Source organism: Morganella morganii, assembly GCF_041099235.1.
Classification (GTDB): domain Bacteria; phylum Pseudomonadota; class Gammaproteobacteria; order Enterobacterales; family Enterobacteriaceae; genus Morganella; species Morganella morganii_E.
The window spans coordinates 78,370-99,620 of record NZ_JBFZSO010000004.1 but is presented as its reverse complement, the minus strand read 5'-3'; the positions used below and the strand labels follow the sequence as shown (position 1 = coordinate 99,620).

Sequence of the window (21,251 nt, the reverse complement as noted above, 5' to 3'; positions counted from 1 at the left end):
GGCCATCCCGGGGAAACGTTTTTTCCCCGGGATGACGTCAGTTGTCCGGTGTTTCTTCCGCCGCAGTCTGTTTTTTACGGCGGAACCGCCCGGCGGAAGGCTGCAGATTATGCTCTTTATCATTGATCTGCCGGATAAGCCCGGTAATGTCCGGCGTCAGGCTGAGTAACAGACGGATTTGCTCCAGCACCAGCTGCTCGGTGCTGTTATTGTCACAGGTACATTTATCCAGACGCTGTGCGAGTGCATCCGCGATAGCCTGAATCTGCAAATCTTCCCTGTGTCCTTTTTGCAGGGCGGTCTCGATATAGCGGATGGCATCATTCAGCAGACGCAGAATAGTGTCATCAGTGAGTTTGGTACGGTGAGCCCCGAGTGCGGAAATATAACTGAGCAGCGTGTGGTTAAGACAAAGCAGGCGGAACGCCTCATCCTGCGATGTGCGGTAACTGCTCGGCTCTGAGGACATATTTGCCACCACCGAGGCAAACTCCCCGTCGCTGATATGCGCATCACGGCGGGCAACCCGGTACTCCAGGCTGTCAGTTTTACCGTTGTAATACTGCTGCAGGATTTGTTCAAGATAACGGCCGTTTGCCTGCATAGTGCGGTCAATTACCAGCGGCAGCTGACGGTATTTCCAGTCCGGCCAGATATAACTGACAGCAAACCAGGCGAGTCCGCAGCCGATAAGGGTATCAATAATGCGGTGAATGGCGATATCAAACCCTTCACCCAGCAGGTTAAAACTGAACAGCACCAGCAGGGTGATAAAAATGGTGGCCTGGGCGTACTGACTGGTGCGGAACACAAAGAACATCAGCCCGGACAGCACCATCAGAATAAGCTGTCCCTCATAAGACGGTACAAAATACATGATCGGCAGGCCGATAAGGATCCCGGCGAGTGTCCCCACTATACGCAGCATCAGGCGGCGCCGTGTGGCACTGTAGTTCGGCTGGCAGACAAACAGGCTGGTCAGCATAATCCAGTAACCGCGGGTCAGATCGAAGGTCAGGATAATGGCATAGCCGGCACACAGCAGCAGCGACATCCGGATAGCATGGCGGAACAGGGCGGATCGCGGTGTCAGGTTCTGCCGGACACGTGCCCAGATATCACGCAGTCCCTGCAGGTTTTCGTTGGACAGGCGTGCATCTTCCTGCATCTTTTCCGCCGGCAACTGAGTCTGCTCTGCGGTCAGCCCTTTAAGCTGGGAATCGACCCCGCGCAGGTTGGTCAGCAGATGGCGCAGAGCCATAACACTGCTGTTACCGGGTTTTTGCTGTTCCAGCAGGTTGAGGGAGTTTTCCAGATAAGAAAATGTCCGCTCAAAACGCGGGTTATGATGGTATTTGCGGCGCTGCAAAATAGCCTGCGCAACCGCGGCACAGGCGTGTCCCTGCATGGTCATCAGCCGCTGAAAGCGGAACATGATATCGCTGTAACGCAGTTCATTGCTTAAATTCTGATACTGGATATGAGACGAACTCGCCCGCTCGTGAATATCCTGGGCGACAAAGTAGTAATGAAGAGCGTGACGGGTACTGCGCTGGCCGCGATCACCTTTAAGGCGGGAAAACAGGGTCATTTTTGCCTGATGCATCGCTTCCGTCAGTGCACTGTTCGCCATCGCCAGTTCAAAGACGGATTGCTGATAATCTTCTTCGATATCCGGGTCAAACAGGTTTGCTTTTGCCTCCAGATAATTGGAGAGCTGCATATAATAGCGGGCAAGATTATCCTGCAGCGGGCGGACAGGGAAAAACAGGTGCCCGGTCAGGGTCAGCAGGTTATACCAGACCGCACCGGTCAGCAGTAACAGCGGCTGCTGGTACCAGTCATCAAACAGGTTTTTTCCCAGCATGGTGTAAATCGCGATCAGCAGCGCTCCGAAGGCAATGGTGGCGTAACGCTGCCCGAGCGCACCCAGCAGGATAAACCCGCTGGTTGATACCGCAAGACCGGCCATAAACAGGAGGTGGTGGTCATACAGCAGTTCAATGGCCGCAGACGCGACAAAGAAAGAGACCAGTGTGATAAACAGATTACGCAGACGCCCGGCGAGCCGGTCATCCAGGTCTGTCAGTGCGGCGGCCACCATCCCGAGTGTCAGTGCGATGGTGACTTTCGGCGGCATGTGCAGCAGCCACGGCACCAGCGTGGTACCTGTCAGCGCAATCAGGATGCGGAAATAATAAAGAAAATGGCTGTTATAAATATACCGGCTGAAGCCGAGAAACGCTGCAAGCACAATAACCTCAATGAGTCAGAAATACCCTTAACGGGAATTTGGCAGTAAACTAATTGTGTCTTTCCTGTAATATGGCAATGGTATGGCGCTGGCATACGTTTTACCACATCTGGTTTTATCACATATTGATTTCAATCTTGTAACGGTGCGGAACACATGGAATTAAAATCAACACAAATGGGGCAGACACTGGCCCGGCATCCTTACAACCGCGTGCGGTTACTCAACGCAGGTATCGAAGTCAGCGGGGCAAAACACCGGTATGTTATTCCTTTCAATGAGTTAATCAATATTCAATGTAAACGCGGTATCGTCTGGGGTGAACTGGAATTTGAACTGCCGGATGAGCAGGTTGTGCGTCTGCACGGCACGCAGTGGCAGGAAACTCAGGAATTTTATCAGTATGTCACCGAGATCTGGTCACGCTGGAGTGAAGAGATGAGCGTGGTCAGCGCGGGTGTGCTGGATAAACAGGTCAGTGAAATTAAGGCGGTGATTCAGGCTGATCGCTGGCTGACACAACCGGAAAGTCAGAAACTCCGTGACAACATTCTGCACGCCTTTGCGGCACTGCCGCTGCCCCGTGCACGTCTGGCCGGTTTTGACAATTGTGCACAGTCTTATCAGTTTTGTCTGGACTGGCTCAGTCACACCGATGAAAAACGCCGTCAGCGCAACCGTGAATGGACAGAACAATGCCTTGAAACCTACGCGGATTTCTTTGCCAATGTGGAATCCTCCCCGCTGAATACCTCGCAGAGTGAGGCGGTGGTCAATGGAGAGCCTTCCGTGCTGGTACTGGCGGGTGCCGGAAGCGGTAAAACATCGGTGCTGGTGGCGCGGGCGGGCTGGCTGCTGCGCCGTCAGCAGGCACTGCCGGAGCAAATCCTGATGCTGGCCTTCGGGCGGCAGGCAGCGGATGAAATGAATGAACGGATCCGCACCTGTCTGCATACAGACGATATCCGCAGTAAAACCTTTCATGCCCTCGCACTGCATATTATCCGCGAAGCATCCAATAAATCGCCGGTTATCAGTACGCTGGAAAGCGACACAGCCGCCCGTCATGAACTGATTAAATCCGTCTGGCAGACTCAGTGCCGTGAGAAAAAAGCACAGGCAAAAGGCTGGCGCGAACTTATCAGCGGCAGTATGAACTGGCTGGTGGATGAGGGGGACTACCGGGAAGATGAAACCCTGTGCCGCCGCATGGTGCCGAGGATTGACCGCTGGCTCAGCCTGATGCGCATGAACGGCGGCAGTCAGAAAGTGATGATTGAATCCGCACCGCCGGATATCGCGCCGGAATTCACAAAACAAATCAAACTGATGGCTCCGTTTTTAAAAGCCTGGAAAACGGCTCTGAAAGAAGAGGGAGCGACAGACTTCTCCGGGCTTATCCATCAGGCGGTGAATCTGATTGAAAAAGGGCGCTTTATCTCGCCGTGGAAAGCAGTGCTGGTGGACGAATTCCAGGATATCTCACCGCTGCGGGCAAAACTGATCCACGCCCTGCGGGCTCAGAACCCGCAGACCACACTGTTTGCCGTCGGTGATGACTGGCAGGCCATTTACCGTTTCAGCGGAGCGGAACTGACGCTGACCACGGATTTCAGCGCGGTCTTCGGCGAGGGCGGCCAGTGTGCGCTGGATACCACGTACCGCTTTAACAGCCGTATCGGGGAGATAGCGAACGGCTTTATTCAGCGCAACCCGCAGCAGTTAACCAAGCCGCTGAACAGTCTGACGAAAGGGGATAAAAAAGCCGTTCTGCTGCTGCCGGATAATCAACTGGAAGCGCTTCTGAATAAAATGAGCGGTTATGTGACAGAAGAAGAAACGATTCTGATCCTGGCCCGTTATCACCATCTGAAACCGGAGATTCTGTCGCTGGCGGCCACCCGCTGGCCGCATCTGACTATCCGCTTTATGACCATGCATGCCTCAAAAGGGCAGCAGGCGGATTACGTCATTATTACCGGACTGACCGATGAACGGGACGGCTTCCCCGCGGCTGCGCGGGAATCGGTGATTGAACAGGGACTGCTGCCGCGGGAAGAGGAATTTATGCACGCCGAGGAGCGCCGCCTGATGTATGTGGCACTGACGAGGGCGAAAAAACAGGTCTGGCTGCTGTATGACAAAGATTCGCCATCCTGTTTTGCGGAAGAACTGGCGGACATGGGCGTCAGCCGGGTGAGAAAGCCCTGAACAGGAAAGCGGCGGCGGGCATATCACCGCCGCCGCAAAACGTGGTTACTGAGTCCGCTCACTTAAATAGCGGTTGTAATCCGGAATAACAATATCCACATCATTATCGAAATCCGGCGAGTGAATAATAAAATCGGCGGTGGACATATTGGTTGCCACCGGGATATTCCAGACGGTCGCCAGGCGCAGCAACGCTTTCACATCAGGGTCGTGAGGCACGGCATTGAGCGGATCCCAGAAAAAAATCAGTACATCAATTTTGCCTTCTGCAATCATTGAGCCTATCTGCTGATCCCCGCCCATCGGCCCGCTCAGCATGCCGGTGATTTCAAGCCCGGTTTCACGGCTGATCAGTTTGCCGGTGGTGCCGGTGGCGAACAGTTCATGGCTTTCTAATTTAGCCAGATTGCGTTTAACCCAATCCAGTAATTTGGTTTTATAGTGATCATGAGCCACAAGGGCGATTTTTTTATGCTTGGTCAGTACTCGGGTGGTCGATTCCATAACGCTCTCTTTTCCGGCGAATAAAATGTTATTCAATAACATAAGCGAAAAAAAAGGTTCCGCCAACAGGTGATTTTCAATTCAGTATGCTATAACTCAGATTGTTGCGCAGGATGATAAAAGAGGCTTCTATGAATGACACATTTCTGACCGGTATTCTTCAGCAGGTAAAAACGATTGCCGTGGCGGGGGCGAGTGATAAGCCGGATCGCCCTGTTTATCATGTGATGGAGTATCTGCTGGGACAGGGATACCGGGTGATTCCGGTGAATCCGAAACTGGCGGGAAAAACCCTGATCGGGCAACTGGTTTATGCCACACTGGCCGATATTCCGGAGCCGGTGGATATGGTGGATGTTTTCCGTAACGCGGATGCTGCGCCGGGTATTGCGCAGGAAGCGATAGCCATAAAAGCGAAAGTGCTGTGGCTGCAGCAGGGAATAATCAGCAGTGAGGCGAAAGCGCTGGCAGAAAACGCCGGGCTGCTGTTTGTTGAGGATCGCTGTCCGAAAATTGAGATCCCGCGTCTGGGGCTGGAAAAGTAAGCAAAAATAAAGCCCCGGCATGTGAGTGGCGGGGCTCTTCGTATCTTAATTGCGCAACCGGGGAGACTGTAACTGGTTGCGGATGGACTCAGCCAGTTCATCCATAGTGATGTTATCGGGGTGGTCTTCATCCATCTCATAGGTGATCTGGGCTTCTGCCAGATAGCTATGGATAGGCTCACCGTTATCGTCTTCCATCACGACGTGGTACCAGGGCGCAGAGCGCAGGTTCATATTGGATGCGATGTCGTCCTCTTCCGGCTGATCCAGTGAGTATTCAGCATCAATGTCGACAATCACGCCCAGGTAGCCAAGCAGCTTATGGCGAACTTGTTGTCCGATACCGAACTTACTTGAAATCATCATAATCACCTCCGAAGAAACTTTGCTCTGTTACTAATATGGGGGGTACTGATGACAGATTCAATCCCTTAACAGATTGTTGTTTCCTATCACTGCAATCAGCAACAGCTGATAATTTCAGGTTATCGGGGAGTTGGTAAAATTACAACCGGCGGACAGCGATACAGATTAAAATAGTGACATTTTCGGAAAAAGGAGCGACATAATGAAGATCGGACGACATTTTGCCGTATACGGGCGCGTTCAGGGCGTTGGTTTCCGCTATCAAACGTTTTACTGGGCAAAACGCCATAATGTGACCGGTTTTGTCCGCAATCGTCAGGACGGCAGTGTGGAAATTGAGGCGTACGGTGATGAAAGTGTACTGGAGGCGATGACTGCATGGCTGGAAGCGGGCGGGCCGCCGGGGGCGAAAGTAACAGATATTATCGCAACCCCCTGTGATTACAGGGAAGTTGCGGTATTCCGTGTCCGTCACGAATAAACGGCAGTCAGATACATTTCACCGGTTTCGGCAGACCGGCCAGTTTTGTTGCCTGTTTGGCCGGGCCTTTTGGAAACAGGCGGTACAGATAACGACTGTTTCCGCGCTCCTCGCCATACTTCTGCGTGATGGCTTTCACCAGCATGCGGATAGCCGGTGAGGTATTAAATTCCAGATAAAAATCCCGCACAAAGCGGATAACTTCCCAGTGCTGTTCTGTCAGGGTAATTTCTTCCTGTTCAGCCAGCAGCGGCACCATTGTTTCCTGCCAGTCCTGCACATTGAGTAAATAGCCGTGGGGGTCAGTGGCGATTTCACGTCCTTCAAACACAAACATAATCTGAACCTGCTGAAAATGAGAATGAAAATGTAGCAAAAATCTGCCGCTACCCCAAGCATCAGAAGAAAGAAAGCGGTGATTATGATGATAAAATCAGCTAACACATTGAGAAATGACTAAATTTCCGTCATTCAGACAATCCGGGACTTTACAAGGCACGGGGAGGGGACTATAGTGCACGTCATTGCGGAGGGGTGGCCGAGCGGCTTAAGGCAGCGGTCTTGAAAACCGCCGACGGGAAACCGTCCGAGAGTTCGAATCTCTCCTCCTCCGCCAAAATTCAACGCCATGCTATTGATTAGCATGGCGTTTTTGTTTTTTAGGTTTTATGAGTATGCCATCCAGTATGCCATTTTATTTTGGCTTCCCTCCGATTGTATTGGCTAGTATTGGACTCAATTTGGATATAACGAGTTCGAATTGAGACTAGTAAAATAATAAAGGTGAAGTAATGGTAACAATACCCACCTTCAATTATTATTTTATCATGAGTGCTAATTCTTAGTCATGCACTCAAATATCCCCAATGTGTTTATGTTCGTGGTACTAACCCATCCGAGTTTAGCTGATTCAGGTAAATCATCAAAAAGTGTTATGGCATGGTAGAGTTGTACCCATTGTTCATCAGCTGTTCGTTTAGCGACCCAGAATTGTTCTTTTCCTGATGTGGGCTGATAGTTGATAGACTTGGAAGCTCTATCGGGTTGATCATAAACCTGAAGCGTATTGGCAGGAGATGAGCTGAACTCAACACAATCTCGATAGGTTGGCTTAGGTTGTTTGCCGAAATAAATCCCCAATGTGACGATTGCGATAATTCCCACAAAAGGAAGGCTATTTAATGTGCGATTTTTCATTGAAAGATAACCTCCACATGGTCAATGTGTTTTCCTTGACTGTAAGCATCCAGCCACACTTTTTTGTTAATACGGGATAAGCGGTAATAGGTATCGAGAGGGCCGTCTTCACAATCGCCAGTTGATGTACTAAATAGTTGGTTGGTTTGACTATCAATCACTTCGGAAATTACGAAGGCACATTTAGCGCCCAGATTCACTGTGCTCGTGACGACATAACGTCCCTCGAGGTAATCGTCAACACGACAATTCTTATCGGCAATCGCTTGGTTATTACACATTGGTGTAAAACCACTTTTATCGATGGCGGTATCAAATACATTCGTGTTAAAGGCGCTCGCGGTAAAATTGAGGCAAAACACCATGAAAATAAATACGTATTTAGTCATGATTTATCCTCATTGTTGAACCGTCTTTCTGATGGTTGTTTTTCTGATAGGTGAGTCGACCTAATGTGATTGCAATAGCCAGTTCGATAAAAAATAGCAGGAATAATCCGAACATATTTAATCGGTTAGGCAATAGAACGTTAAGGAGTGCCAGTAGCGCTAAGATAACAAGGGAAATGATTGTTGACAGGGTTATCCTGAGTTTCCGAGAACGCGTTGCCGTGTATTGTTGTAGGAAGCCATATCCCCAATACCCCACATAACCTGCGATAGTACCCGCTAGAATCACCATGATATTGAGATTGATTTGGTTGCCAATGCCTATCGCTAAGGCATTCATAATGACAAGGTATAGCGCTAAGAATGTCATTAAACGGAAAATAGGATGCGGGTATTGAAATGGATGGGATACATTTTTAACGGTATGGATATAGACAATAACGCCAGCGCTCAGTCCGATAAGGCAGGCGAAAAGGAGGAAAATAAAAAAGTATTCATAAAGTATAAAAATTAAAGCATGGTCAAAAACCATAAAAGGAATAATCCCGATGAGCAATAAGTAGATAACACATAAAGAAGCGATGAAAGCGAAGACGAATGCCAAAATTTTTCGCGTTAGCATTAAACGGAAAGGGATACCCTTAAACCCATAAATGACCCACAACAATATTTGAGAAATCAAGAGTGGAGCTAACATCGCGATAAGGTAATACAGTAGATACATTAAGGGCTTACCAATAAATAAGTCGACCTTATAGTGATTGGCGATGATGACTGTAAAACCGAATACTAGCACTAAGCTAATGATGAAAAAAATTCGTTCAACACCTAAACGAATATGATTAATTGAATTCATTTTTACCTCTTTTTATTACAATTTTTTTGTGGTTAAAATTTAACCGTGGTTATTTTTTTTGTTTAATCAATAAAATAGCCAACATCAAAAAGGCATGTTGGCTAGGTAAGTTGAGGGTAATCTTTAAGGCTGAATGCCAGAGATTAAAATCGGTAAGTTAAACCAAGCATGATATCGTTGGCCTTCACTTTGATTTTTGAGGTGTTTTCCCCATCGCCTACCGCTGTCGTGATGTCGGCTTTTCCAGCATCTAAATAGCGATAACTTAGCCCCATATCCCAATCGTCATTGATGGCATAGTTCACCCCCGCACCGACACTCCAGGCAAAGTTATTGGCGGTATGCGTGTGAGTATCATGCAGAGAGAGTCCTGGAGTATAAGCATCAGCACGGGTGGTTTTAAAATCCACGGCCGCATAGCCTAGCCCGACAGAGATATACGGCGTGAAATTTGAGCTATTTTTAATGTCGTAGTACCCATTGACCATTAACGTATTGAGTTTGATTTGGTTTTTAATATCACGAGTTTGATGTACGCCATTACGCACACGGTCGCGGATGTTGTAGGTTGAATTCGCTTTATCACGCGCCATAAACTCCAATTCAGCGCGAACAGGGATATCAAACTGATTGGAAAAGTCATAACCTAACGCAAGTCCACCGCCAAATACGCCAGTACGATGGCTATCTCCATTTTTTGTACCATTATCACCGGCATCAGCATAGCCGCTGTAGACAAACTGCTGGCCAGACATTTGCACAATGGATGCGCCCATTTTACCCGTGACATAAAGCCCCGTTTTACTGTCATCCGTGTTAGCGAATGCTGGTAATGAAATGCACCCCATTAGGGCGGGAACAATAAACGCTTTTTTCATGATTGATTTCCTTTTAATCAATATCACATTAAGTATGGTTGAATCGCGTTATGTCAGTGGAAGGCATGAAAGATTTGACTCAATCACCTTAATATCACTGACATAAAGATAATTTAGCGTGAGACAGTTTAACTTAATCGATCTGTTTTACCTATCAATAATTAAAATACGATCGGTAATATCGATCATAACTATCAATAAACGGTTATCGATCGGCGTAATCGATCAATTGTTGTTTTGGTGCTTAAATAAGAAAAAGAGTTGATGAGAGAGTGAGTCAAAATGGAAGGGAATAAAATGATGTTTAAAGAATTCTCTCCTTTCTTGAATAGGTTGGTATGCTCGATATTATCAAGTACCAAAATACGGGATAAGTCTTTATGTTAGCGCTAACGCTTTATAAGCAACGCCGTTTACTCATGTTATCGATATGAAAACCGAACTCCGTTAAGACCCAATGGTTTGATGTATTCCATTGAATCATTCCTTTTTTCTCCAGCGAGTTGAGTGTCCTTTTGTTGCAAAGTGAGCCATAATTGAGTTTCACATTACTCAAGGTTTTTAGTTGCCGTTCTGATAATTTCATCGCGTTCACCGTAAGATCCAATTATTTAACGTATACTGTGGCTATAGTTGTTCGCGTCCAGCAAAATGAGCATGCATTTGTTCTGTCAGTACCCACAACGCTTTATTGAGCTTAATATCCCCATCAATTCCATTCACTGAACGCGTGCGAGCGCGTTTACCTTTGGCATTCCTGCCTGATAATCCTCCCTTGATTAAATTTTCCTGCAAACGTTGGTACACTGTCCAAAGATCGTCTTTTTTATCTTCAAAGCGGCGAGGTTGTAACACTTGGGCTTCAGTGATCGGTTGATGTTCTTCGCCATAACGATACATGAGAGCGGCTTGGGCGAAGATCTGTTGTGCTGGTGGCGGTAATAGTAAGGACTGCATTTGCTCACGTTTTTCAGCGATAGCATCAAACGTATCTAACACTTCGTAAGCCCCTTCAATCACTTTATCGACGACATTACCTTTATGGGGAACTCTGACCTCCGCAAAGGTATCGCCACAAATTAGTCCATTTTGACAAACATAGCGAAAAAAGCCCGGTAACATTTGATAACTGCTTGAACCATCATGGCTATTAAGTAAGATGATTTCAGGCACTTGGCTACCCGTAATTTGGTCATGACGTCGGAGCCGTAACATATGCTTAGTATGATCACGACGGCTGTCATCTCGCACACGAGTTTGGCATGCAAAGAACGGATAAAAGCCTTCTTTTTGCAGGCTATCCAATAAGGTAATCGTAGGAATATACGTGTACTTTTCGCTACGAGAATCGTGTTTCTCTTCAGAGAACACACTGGGTACTGTGCGAAATAACTCTTCGAGAGTTAACGGGCGGTCACGGCGAATGCTATTCGCCGCACCAAAGCGAGAAGCTAAACGAGACATAGGGGGCCTCCTCAGTGATAACACTGATAAATTAAAATAAGATAAAGGAAATAAGTGATGTGATAAGCTGGTGGACGCTGTATTAAAGCGTTATCAATAACTTAGTCAATTAGGTGAAAGATTTGTGCTTGCTCGGGATGTTGCATCGCATAGTCACGAAGTTGGTAAAAATACTCTACCAGCACAGAACTCTCGGTTTTAAACGACCAGATGCTATACACCATTAGACAGACTGCGATACCGGCTGCTTCAGGGCTTAACTCAGCCTCGTTACCATTATGAGGGTTAAACATCGGCAAGATGATTTCAATCATCTCAGGCCAGATAAAAGCCCCCCCATTCGATAACATGGTGAACTCCCAAAACGCGCCCTGATAGCGATGACAGAGCTTCGCCATCATGTTAAAAATATCGCCCTCGATACGTTGCCAATCGGGTACCGTCCCAAAGTAGAAACGCCAGAAGATATGACGGCCACTGGAGTGAACGAGATTGGTTTTGATAACAGTTGATTCTTGCTCTTGTAAGGTAAACATAATAGAACTCCAATTCAGTCGATATTGATAGACAGTAATAAGCAAAAAAGCCCTACACCTTGCGGTGCAGAGCTTTCTAGAAATGATAGGTATATTGAGTATCATTTTTAGTGACGCATTCTGATGATTGATTCACTAAAATAATATAGATATAAAAATAAATGTAAGTTAATTAATGGGTTAGTCTGATGATGCTTTTATAATGAATCAGATAATACGAAGGCGTAAATAAGGACGTGGTTAATCGATTAGATGGAAAATGGCGGAACGTTCTGGGTGTTGCGCCGCATAATCACGCAATTGATAAAAGCGATCGACGAGGATGTCACTTTCCGTTTGAAATGACCATAAACTGTACATCATCAAACACACGGCAATGCCTGCCGCTTCGCAACTGACGTTGGCTTCGTTACCGTTATGTGGGTTGAACAGCGTCAGTGTCTCTTGAGGTAAATCGGGATAAATAAAGGCGCCACCATTGGATAAGGTACAATATTCCCAATACCCGCCGTGGTAGTCCTCACAAAACTGTCCCATAGTGGTAAATATGACCACTTCAAAGGTGCTCCAGCCTTTCACGCTTCCGAAGTGGTTGATCCAAAAATCCAGGCGTTGCTCATCGGGAACGAGTGTCATTGTAACTGCACATTCAGTTGAATTATTCATCAGTTGATACTCCAAGAAAAAGAAATAAAAAAGCGCCAGTCCTTAACGGGACTGGCGCTGAGAGTGATAATTAATGGTTTAATGTAAGAGGTTAAAAGAACATTCTCCACAGGGATTTAGCGACGGAGACGATACTGTTTTTAACGGTGCTAACCGTACTTCTTATCAATGGCGGCAAGGGAATGATATTGATTAAGGTATCCACAATATCACTGACACATTGACCAAAATCGTTACGTGCGGCGTTCTCCACCGATTGCGTCCGGTAAGGGGTGTTCAGTTGCCTAGCTACTCCGCTACTGGCTTGCGCCGGTAACGCCTGTATGAGTTGCTCTGCTAATTCAGTGAGTTGATAGTTTTCGACCGCAGAAACTGTTATCACAGGATGATGTGGCTTAAAGGCGGTTATGACGGCTTGTTGCTTTAATTTTAAGTTATAGGTCTGCTCTGAGGATGGTTGATGCTTGTATTCATCCCACTGGCGACAAGGCTCTATTTTATCGGCTTGGTTCAAGACAAATAGAAATTGATTAGGTTGGTAACCGCATTTCTTCGTGAGAAAGCGATAACACTGTTCATCAGAAGACCATGCTCGGTCATCGGCCTTGAGTACCCAAATGATTAAATCGAATTCTGGTAATAAGTTGCGATAGAGCCGGTGGTACTCTTTATCCCGCTCAAGGCTTTCCCCCACGCCGGGTAAATCTACAAAAGTGAGAGTATGGTTGTTCATCGTCATGCTGAAGCGTTGGGCTTGGCGTGTGCAGCCTGAAACATCACTCACAGGTGATAATGGCGATTGGAATAGTGCGTTGATAAGACTGGATTTTCCCGCTCCCGTTTTACCCATCAAACCGATGATGGGAGAGTAGTTGATTAGGTGACTGAGTTGGTTGAAAAAAGAGGTTTGGAATGAAGTCGGTAGCGTCGATAGGAGGGTTTTAAAGTGAGCGTTGTGATGCATATTACTCCTTGAAATAAAAGAAAATGATAGCTATTCAAGGAGATAATATATATCTGAGATTTTTTGTAATACTGAGTTGCCCTTATTAAATATATCATGAGTCGCTTACACTAGATTATCTACATGTTCTTTCTATCAGGGATCTCTTTAGCTACCTAATTCTTTATCAAATGGAATAATCAATACTCCTGCTTGCTCAATGAAGATAGTCAGCGATGGGGGGTATACGCTTAACTAAGGTTACTCAACAGATTGAATATATCACCAAATTGTGGGGGGGATTTGAATATAGTAAATAAGATTGATGATGAATAAATTTTTTCATTGATGCTTGTGAAATAAAAATTGGTAACCTGCTACAGCTGCTACAGCTGCTACATGTAGCAGCTGTAGCATATACTTAGAGCCTACCGTCCAGCTGTTTACATGCAAGCAAACCGTTCTGCCAAAAGCGCTCAAAGACACCGGTATCACGCCATTCCTGGAAGCGCCGATGTGTAGAACTCGAAGAACATATCCCGTGGCATTCAGGGCGTTCCACTAACCGCCAGTCCTGAGCAGAAAGAATATTGCATTCATGGCAGCTCGGTTATCAACTCGTTTGCGGTGAGTGCCGAGCGGATAATTGGTTTTGTGTTCAGGGATAAGCGGTGCTAATTTTCCCCAGAGTTCATCGCTGATCCGTAATCTGCTACCTGTCATATTTTCACCTTCAGAAATTGCTCGTTACGACATTCTGACAATCCCTTCTGTGGTAGGTTTTTAGTCTTCCTTACAAAATAATTTATGATAGGATAAGGCCTAATAAAATTAATTAGGTTGGAGCCTATTCCGTGTTTTATATCCATCAGTCCAGCTTCAACCCGTAGAGATGATTGAGTCATTGTGGATGAATAACCGCGTTGAGCGGATCAGTTTAATGTTATTATGCGATGCCAGTCATGATTTGATAAACAGAGTATTAAGACATTGCTTGAATGGGATAAACAAGACGTATGACAAATGATGGGCTGAAACAAACGGTAGGGGCGAAGTCAGATAGGCTTTCGGAGATAGCACAGTTGCCACAAGCAATCCGGGATCGCATTGCTCACATCGATTTCACCTTATTATTTAAGGGAGAAGCGATACGGGCAGATTTAGTCGATCGCTTCAGCATAGCTGCTACACAAGCAACGAAAGACTTCTCTCTATACAGAGTGCTTGCACCAGGTAACATTGAGTATGACCAAAAGCTCAAGCTGCATAAACGAGGTGAAGCATTTGAGCCCTTGTTCGACTACGACGTCGTTCGAACATTGGCGACAATTAGCCAAGGGTACGGAGATGGTTTTACTGGCAAGATAAAACCGCCTTTTGCGTGTGAAGCGCCTTATCACCTTAACAAGCCGAGTTTATCGATAGTGGCGAAAGTTACCGAGGCCATCCACAAAGGTAAAGCCTTGCGTATCACCTATGTGTCGTTATCGAGTGGTGAAACAATACGTGAAATTGTGCCGCATACGCTGGTGGACAATGGTTTACGTTGGCACGTTCGTGGTTTTGACCGCGAGCATAGTGAGTTCCGTGACTTTGTATTGACTCGAATTAAAGCTGCGTTTGTGCTTGAAGACTCCACTTTGTCTGAAACGGAGCTCGAACCCCAAGATCGGCAATGGAATCGCTTTGTAGAGCTAGAGTTAGTGCCGCATCCTCGTATTGAGCACAGCGAAGCGATTGAGCTAGACTATGGCATGACGGGGGGCGCTCTAAAGGTTGAGATTAGAGCGGCAACTGCGGGGTACTTGCTTAGGCTTTGGAATGTTGACTGTTCATATAATCACTCATTAAAACAACTTGAATATCAACTATGGCTGAAAAACAAACAAGCGTTATATGGAGTAGCAAACTTAGCTTTAGCGCCAAGTTATGAGGAAGATGAATGAACAATATTACGGAATATCATGCTAAGTATTTTGCGCACGAATTATCAATCCTGCATTCAAATAATGGGGTTGATAGGCTATCCCAGTCGCTATTTGACGCCAGCGTTGATCTGAACCCACACCAGATTGAAGCCGCACTTTTTGCCATTGAAAATCCGCTCAGCAAAGGTGTTGTACTTGCTGATGAGGTCGGTTTGGGTAAAACAATTGAAGCTGGATTGGTCCTTTGTCAATACTGGGCTGAACGTAAACGGAAGTTGTTAATCATCAGCCCCGCGTCATTGAGACGTCAGTGGGCCTGTGAATTGTTAGAAAAATTCAATCTGCCATCTCAAATTATTGATGCAAAAACATTTAACCAGTTGCAAAGGGAAGGTATTTATAATCCTCTTAATAACAAGCAAATTGTCATCATGTCTTACCATTATGCGGCAAGATTAGAAGATAAACTTGTTGCTGAAATGTGGGATTTGGTCGTAATTGATGAAGCCCACAAGCTTAGGAATGCACATCGTGAAAGTAACAAAATGGGGCAAGCTCTAAAACGAGCTTTAGATGGCCGAAAGAAACTGTTACTGACTGCCACGCCATTACAAAATTCTTTAATGGAACTTTATGGCATGTCTACATTAATTGACGAGTATGCTTTTGGCGATCAAAAAGCATTCCGAAAACAATTTATGCAGGCGGATAGCGACCCTTTGGAGTTGAAAGAACGTTTGTCTGGGTTTGTAAAGCGAACGCTGCGTAAAAACGTGCTTGAATACATTAAGTACACTGAGCGAAAGGCTATAACAATACCTTTTTACCCTAGTGAACAAGAGCAAGATTTGTACGAACGCGTGCAATTATTGCTTGAACGAGAAGACAGTTATGCACTACCGAAGAGACATCGACATCTGACAGGATTGATCCTGAGAAAACTTTTGTCTTCAAGTACAAAGGCAGTGCTTAACAACTTGCAGATCCTTAAGTATCGATTGGAAAAGTTAGCGAGTGACGGGGAAGATGACAGTGCAATCGACATCGTCCAACAAATCATTACAGACGACGATTTGGAGGATGATTTTGTTGATGAACTTGATAGTACATCTGAAGCACAAGAGAAAAAACCAATAAATTTTTCTGCTCTTCATGCTGAAATCTCAGAACTGGAAATCTTGATCAAGAAAGCAGAGCAAATCGGGGTTGATACCAAATCAAAAGAGCTGCTTGTTGGTTTAGAAAAAGGGTTTGTGCAACTCGCTGAAATGGGCGCTGCCAAAAAAGTCATCATCTTCACTGAGTCAATGCGTACCCAGCAGTACTTAGCAGAATTTCTCGAAAACAATGGTTATGCCGATAAAGTCGTTACTTTTAGTGGCACTAACAACACCCCTCAAGCGAACAAGATTTATCAACAGTGGAAAGAGCAATATCAAGGGTCATCACGTGTTACAGGGTCAGCACAAATTGATAAGCGCTCTGCGCTGATAGACCATTTTAAAGAACATGCTGAAATTATGATTGCGACAGAGGCGGCGGCTGAAGGTGTTAACCTTCAGTTTTGCTCTCTGTTAATCAATTACGATTTGCCTTGGAACCCGCAGCGTGTAGAACAGCGGATTGGCCGCTGTCACCGATATGGTCAAAAGTTTGATGTCGTTGTCGTTAACTTTCTCAATCAACGAAACCAGGCAGATCAGCGAGTACTCGAACTGCTAACAGAAAAGTTTAATCTATTTGATGGTGTGTTTGGCGCATCAGATAGCGTATTAGGCAGTATCGAGAGCGGTGTAGACTTTGAAAAAAGAATTCAATCTATCTATGACTCATGTCGCTCGTCTGAAGAAATTGAAGCTGCATTCTCGTTGCTACAAAAAGAGCTTGAAGAGGAAATTAGCGTCAAAATGCAAAGGACCCAAGAAAAGTTACTTGAGCACTTTGATGAAGACATCCACGATATTCTAAAGATCAAACTCGACGAAGCAAGAGAGCGCCTAGACAAAGTGGGACGGTGGTTTTGGGCTGTAACGCATCAACAATTAAAAGATTGCGCCAGTTTTGACCACGCAAATTATCGATTTACGCTACAGAAATCAGTCAAGCAGCTACCAGTAGGTCAATATCAATTACTGAGAAAAGCGGGTAGTGAAAACAGTGAGTTGCAGGTTCAAGATCAACATAGCCATGCTTACCGCATTAATCATCCACTTGGTGAATATGTAATTGATAATGCTAAATCGATAGAAACTAAACGAGCACTGTTGTCGTTCGACTACACCAATCACGCAACGAAGATATCCGTTGCTGAAAAGTTAAAGGGGCAGTCAGGGTGGTTAACGTTGAGTGTTCTTGGAGTTGATGCATTCAACAGGCAAGAGTTTTTGCTTTTTACAGCTAAAACAGACAGTGGCCAACTTATTGATAATGATGCTTGTAAAAGGCTGTTTAATTTAGGGGCGAGTGTAGGCCGAAGTGAGAACGGCAACGAGCAAAATACCTTACCTTCTGAGCTTATTGAACTGAAAAAACGCCAAATTGACGCCAAGCTGGCTGAAGTTATGGACGAAAATAATGCATTGTTTGAAGTTGAAAGAGACAAATTAGAGAAGTGGGCTGAAGACAAAGTGTTCGCAGCAGAGGAGGCGCTGCGGGATACGAAGGCACAAATTAAGTCAGTAAAGAGAGAGTCTAGGCACGCTATAACAGTTGAAGAGCAAAAGCTAAATCAAGAGAAGCTCAAGCAACTGGAACGACTACAAAAACGCCAGCGAATGGAGATATTTGATATTGAAGACGAGATTGCTGATAAGCGGGATGAACTAATCGCTGCTTTAGAAGAGCGCATGAAGCAAAGAACTGAAGTGACTGAGTTGTTCACAATTCGTTGGCAAGTAATTTAATTTTATAAGAGAAGACTATGAGTAAGTACAACGAGCTAGTTAAAAAGCTAAAAGAGATTTTTCAGATTGACCGTCCAGAGTTGGACTTTGGCATTTACCGTATCCTCAATTCGCGTGCTGACGAGATAAATGACTACCTAGACAATAAGCTTAAATCAAAAATACAAACTGCATTGGCTGATGCAGGAAATGCGAATAAAGCTGATCTTGAGCAGCAACTCCAAGCTGTAATAAAAGCGACAACGGAAGCGGGGTTTGAGCCAGATCAAAGTCCAAAAGTTCAGGCGTTGAAAAAGCAAATAGCTGAAACTGCAACCGGTGCTAGCGAGCATGAAAATGCCGTATTCTCACATCTGCTCACATTCTTTTCTCGTTATTACGATAACGGTGACTTTATCAGCAAGCGCCGCTATAAAGGTGATACTTATGCTATTCCCTATGCAGGTGAAGAAGTCATGCTGCATTGGGCCAATAAAGACCAGTATTACATTAAAAGCGGCGAGAACTTTGCCAACTATGCTTTCAAACTCGATGATGGTCGTAAGGTGAGCTTCAAACTGCTGGCGGCAGATACCGCCAAGGATAATCGTAAAGATAACGATGCTGACCGTCGCTTTGTCCTCATAGAGCCCCATACTCGCACCAAATTGGACGAGGATGGAGAAGAGTTTGAACAGACTTATAAACCAGTTGAAGTTGTAAAATCGACAGAAATTATTAACGGTGAATCAGTTGTCACTGAAGAGCTGGTCATTCATTTCGAATACAAAGCGATGAAAAAAGGCACCAAGCAAGATGCCTTAGTGCAAACAGCGATCGCTACTATTTTATCAGATAGCCAAGTCCAGCAGTATTGGGCGGATCTTTCCAAACGAGCGCCAACCGAGAGTAACCCAAGCCGCACAGAGCTTGAACGCCATCTTACCACCTACACTCAGCGTAATACCGCAGATTACTTTATTCACAAAGATCTCGGCGGATTCTTGAGTAATGAGCTGGACTTTTACATCAAGAATGAAGTGATGAACTTGGATAATGTTCAAAATGCGGAAGTGTTTGCGAACATCGAAAAGCAGTTACGTATGATCCAGTGTTTACGATCTGTGGCGCAAGAATTAATTACCTTCTTGACACAACTTGAGAATTTCCAAAAGAAACTATGGACTAAGAAAAAGTTTGTTGTTAATACTGATTATCTAATAACAGTTGATCGTATTCCTGATTCCCTCCTGGATGAAATAGTCCAAAACGATGAGCAAATTAGTCAATGGATAAGTTTGGGCTTAATTGATAAGAACGCAGCTAAAAGTCTATCTCGTGAAACGATTAGAGAATCCTACCCTAATTTGGTCTGTGATACGCTTTTCTTCGATGCTTCATTTAAAGAAAATTTATATAACGATTTGGATGATATAGATAATTCAGTAACCGGGGTTATCATTAATAGCGACAACTATCAGGCGCTAAATTTGATATCTGAAAAATATAAAAGCAGCATGGATTTCATATATATAGATCCTCCATACAATACTGTTCATTCAAAAATTCTATATAAGAATCAATTTGAACATTCAAGTTGGCTTAGCTTAATTAATAACACTATGTCATTATCCCGAAGACTACTAAAAAGCGAATTTAGCTTTGGCTTTGCAATAGATGATTATGAATTCAACAATGCGTATAAGATAATTGAGCAAAGTTATAGTGACTGCGAAATATCCACAATTGTTGTAAATCATCATCCTCAAGGTTCTGGAGGCAGGCTGTCTAGGACTCATGAGTATTTCATAGTGGCATCTCCTTCTCATGCTCCTGCACTTTTGGGTGCACCAAAGTCAGATGAAATCGAAGAACGTCCATTCATGCGTAGTGGAACAGCAGAAAACAATTACAGGTATGGCAGGTGGAAAAGCTTTTATGCTCTATTGTGGGATTCCGAGACTAAAAAGTTTGTCGGTGTGGAAGAACCACCAGAACTAGGCTCCGAATACCCAATTGAGAATACTGCGAATGGATTAGTTAGGATTTACCCCATTAACTCCTCAGGAGAAGAGCGTGTTTGGAGGTCGAGTTTTAATACAGGTAAGGAACGTGTAGAAAATGGCGAGTTAATCATGACAGAAAGGGGCTCTGTTAAGCAAGTTATACACCATAAAGGTAAAAGAGAGACTCTTTTTAGTAACTGGACTGGTTCTGATTTTAATGCTGGCACACAAGGCACATACATTCTAGATTCTATGGGATTGGGCGACAAATTCGATTATCCAAAGTCGGTTAAGACATTGGAGCAAACCTTTTGGATGCAGTCTTACGGTAAAACTAATTTCCATGTAATAGATTATTTCGCAGGTTCTGGTACTACTGCTCATGCTGTCAATAACCTGAATAGAGTTGATGGCGGGAATCGGAAATATATTTTGGTCGAACAAGGGGAGTATTTTAATTCGGCCACTAAACCTAGATGTATTAAGTCTGCCTACAGTAACTCTTGGAAGAATGGTAAATCGTTATTACACAATGATGGTGTTTCATCATTAATAAAAGTTATTAAATTAGAGAGTTATGAAGATTCTTTGAATAATATTTTCCTCAGTAAGAGACAAACAGAAGATTTATTTAAAGGTCTTGACTCTGATATACAAGACGATTACTTGATTAAATACATGATTGAAGTGGAGGCAAAAGCTTCTTTCTTGAATACAAGTGATTTTCGGAAACCATTTAGCTATGAGATGGATATTGCTGCCGACTCTGCTGGTGCGACAGAGCGTAAGCCGATTGACTTGGTAGAAACTTTTAATTTCTTAATTGGCTTACATGTTAAGTCGATTGAATCGAATATTGAGCGTGGCTTTGTTCGTGTTGAGGGGACTTTACCAAGTGGTGAACGCACTCTTATTTTGTGGCGCGATTGCGAAAAAATTGGTTATGAAAAACTTAATGAGTATGCAAACCGTTTTGACCTGTATGCCAAAGAGCAGACCTTTGATGTGATTTACATTAACGGCGACCACAACTTACCAACAGCATTTACGGTTGATGGTAATGAAGGCGATGTGATGCGTAGCTTAAAACTCCGTCAAATTGAGCCGGAATTCCTAAGCCTGATGTTTGCTGAGGAGATTTAAGC

The 21,251-nt window shown here is 44.9% G+C and carries 18 protein-coding genes, 1 tRNA gene and 1 pseudogene; 7 read left to right on the top strand and 13 right to left on the bottom strand.

Annotated elements, in window-relative coordinates; genetic code table 11:
* Nucleotides 1–37: 37 nt before the first annotated feature.
* Complete coding sequence (gene yccS / locus AB7038_RS08925; RefSeq protein WP_368888677.1) at nucleotides 38–2,254, bottom strand: YccS family putative transporter; 2,217 nt, start codon at nucleotides 2,252–2,254, stop codon at nucleotides 38–40.
* Between the two features lie 156 nt (nucleotides 2,255–2,410).
* Between yccS and helD the strand changes: the two genes are divergently transcribed.
* Nucleotides 2,411–4,465 (top strand): DNA helicase IV, encoded by a 2,055-nt coding sequence (gene helD / locus AB7038_RS08920; RefSeq protein WP_369453155.1) that lies wholly within the window; start codon nucleotides 2,411–2,413, stop codon nucleotides 4,463–4,465.
* Between the two features lie 45 nt (nucleotides 4,466–4,510).
* Here the strand turns inward: helD and AB7038_RS08915 are convergent, their stop codons facing one another.
* Nucleotides 4,511–4,969, bottom strand: a complete 459-nt coding sequence (locus AB7038_RS08915; RefSeq protein ID WP_032098482.1) for a methylglyoxal synthase — start codon at nucleotides 4,967–4,969, stop codon at nucleotides 4,511–4,513.
* Nucleotides 4,970–5,100: 131 nt separating this feature from the next.
* On the opposite strand from AB7038_RS08915, the gene AB7038_RS08910 reads away from it, so the two are divergent.
* The gene (locus tag AB7038_RS08910) at nucleotides 5,101–5,514 is read left to right on the top strand and encodes a CoA-binding protein (protein WP_072870852.1); all 414 of its coding nucleotides are present in this window, start codon (nucleotides 5,101–5,103) and stop codon (nucleotides 5,512–5,514) included.
* A gap of 45 nt (nucleotides 5,515–5,559) precedes the next feature.
* Here the strand turns inward: AB7038_RS08910 and hspQ are convergent, their stop codons facing one another.
* A complete protein-coding gene (gene hspQ / locus AB7038_RS08905) occupies nucleotides 5,560–5,880 on the bottom strand; it encodes a heat shock protein HspQ (RefSeq protein WP_004235876.1) in 321 nt (106 codons plus the stop codon).
* A 202-nt stretch (nucleotides 5,881–6,082) separates the two neighbouring features.
* Between hspQ and AB7038_RS08900 the strand changes: the two genes are divergently transcribed.
* A complete protein-coding gene (locus AB7038_RS08900; RefSeq protein WP_004235877.1) occupies nucleotides 6,083–6,361 on the top strand; it encodes an acylphosphatase in 279 nt (92 codons plus the stop codon).
* Nucleotides 6,362–6,368: 7 nt separating this feature from the next.
* On the opposite strand, the gene tusE is transcribed toward AB7038_RS08900, so the two are convergent.
* Complete coding sequence (gene tusE / locus AB7038_RS08895) at nucleotides 6,369–6,698, bottom strand: sulfurtransferase TusE (protein WP_368888675.1); 330 nt, start codon at nucleotides 6,696–6,698, stop codon at nucleotides 6,369–6,371.
* 191 nt (nucleotides 6,699–6,889) lie between these two features.
* On the opposite strand from tusE, the gene AB7038_RS08890 reads away from it, so the two are divergent.
* Nucleotides 6,890–6,977 (top strand) — tRNA-Ser (locus AB7038_RS08890).
* Nucleotides 6,978–7,195: 218 nt separating this feature from the next.
* On the opposite strand, the gene AB7038_RS08885 is transcribed toward AB7038_RS08890, so the two are convergent.
* From AB7038_RS08885 to AB7038_RS08845, 9 genes and pseudogenes are all read right to left on the bottom strand, one after another.
* The gene (locus tag AB7038_RS08885) at nucleotides 7,196–7,558 is read right to left on the bottom strand and encodes a hypothetical protein (protein ID WP_154631964.1); all 363 of its coding nucleotides are present in this window, start codon (nucleotides 7,556–7,558) and stop codon (nucleotides 7,196–7,198) included.
* Nucleotides 7,555–7,947 (bottom strand): hypothetical protein, encoded by a 393-nt coding sequence (locus AB7038_RS08880; RefSeq protein WP_369453154.1) that lies wholly within the window; start codon nucleotides 7,945–7,947, stop codon nucleotides 7,555–7,557. The genes AB7038_RS08885 and AB7038_RS08880 overlap by 4 nt, the downstream gene beginning before the upstream one ends.
* The gene (locus tag AB7038_RS08875; RefSeq protein WP_161680411.1) at nucleotides 7,940–8,803 is read right to left on the bottom strand and encodes a hypothetical protein; all 864 of its coding nucleotides are present in this window, start codon (nucleotides 8,801–8,803) and stop codon (nucleotides 7,940–7,942) included. Before AB7038_RS08875 ends, AB7038_RS08880 begins: the two co-directional genes overlap by 8 nt.
* Nucleotides 8,804–8,946: 143 nt before the next feature.
* On the bottom strand, nucleotides 8,947–9,681 hold the full coding sequence (locus AB7038_RS08870; protein ID WP_144140893.1) for an outer membrane protein: 735 nt from the start codon (nucleotides 9,679–9,681) through the stop codon (nucleotides 8,947–8,949).
* Nucleotides 9,682–10,308: 627 nt separating this feature from the next.
* The gene (locus AB7038_RS08865; protein ID WP_369453153.1) at nucleotides 10,309–11,145 is read right to left on the bottom strand and encodes a DUF932 domain-containing protein; all 837 of its coding nucleotides are present in this window, start codon (nucleotides 11,143–11,145) and stop codon (nucleotides 10,309–10,311) included.
* Nucleotides 11,146–11,246: 101 nt separating this feature from the next.
* Entirely contained in the window at nucleotides 11,247–11,681 is a 435-nt protein-coding gene (locus AB7038_RS08860) for an antirestriction protein (RefSeq protein ID WP_087825876.1), read from the bottom strand.
* A gap of 240 nt (nucleotides 11,682–11,921) precedes the next feature.
* On the bottom strand, nucleotides 11,922–12,347 hold the full coding sequence (locus tag AB7038_RS08855) for an antirestriction protein (RefSeq protein WP_099659355.1): 426 nt from the start codon (nucleotides 12,345–12,347) through the stop codon (nucleotides 11,922–11,924).
* 91 nt (nucleotides 12,348–12,438) lie between these two features.
* Nucleotides 12,439–13,311: a GTPase family protein gene (locus tag AB7038_RS08850; RefSeq protein ID WP_369453152.1), complete on the bottom strand. Its 873-nt coding sequence runs from the start codon at nucleotides 13,309–13,311 to the stop codon at nucleotides 12,439–12,441.
* A gap of 412 nt (nucleotides 13,312–13,723) precedes the next feature.
* Nucleotides 13,724–14,013, bottom strand: a pseudogene (locus AB7038_RS08845) (transposase); the annotation flags it as partial.
* 293 nt (nucleotides 14,014–14,306) lie between these two features.
* Here AB7038_RS08845 and AB7038_RS08840 point away from each other — a divergent pair.
* The 3 genes from AB7038_RS08840 to AB7038_RS08830 are packed head-to-tail and all read left to right on the top strand — an operon-like array spanning nucleotide 14,307 to nucleotide 21,249.
* A complete protein-coding gene (locus AB7038_RS08840; RefSeq protein WP_273800747.1) occupies nucleotides 14,307–15,236 on the top strand; it encodes a WYL domain-containing protein in 930 nt (309 codons plus the stop codon).
* The gene (locus tag AB7038_RS08835; RefSeq protein ID WP_369453151.1) at nucleotides 15,233–18,121 is read left to right on the top strand and encodes an SNF2-related protein; all 2,889 of its coding nucleotides are present in this window, start codon (nucleotides 15,233–15,235) and stop codon (nucleotides 18,119–18,121) included. The genes AB7038_RS08840 and AB7038_RS08835 overlap by 4 nt, the downstream gene beginning before the upstream one ends.
* A 17-nt stretch (nucleotides 18,122–18,138) precedes the next feature.
* The gene (locus AB7038_RS08830) at nucleotides 18,139–21,249 is read left to right on the top strand and encodes a DNA methyltransferase (protein WP_369453150.1); all 3,111 of its coding nucleotides are present in this window, start codon (nucleotides 18,139–18,141) and stop codon (nucleotides 21,247–21,249) included.
* The last annotated feature ends 2 nt before the right edge of the window (nucleotides 21,250–21,251 follow it).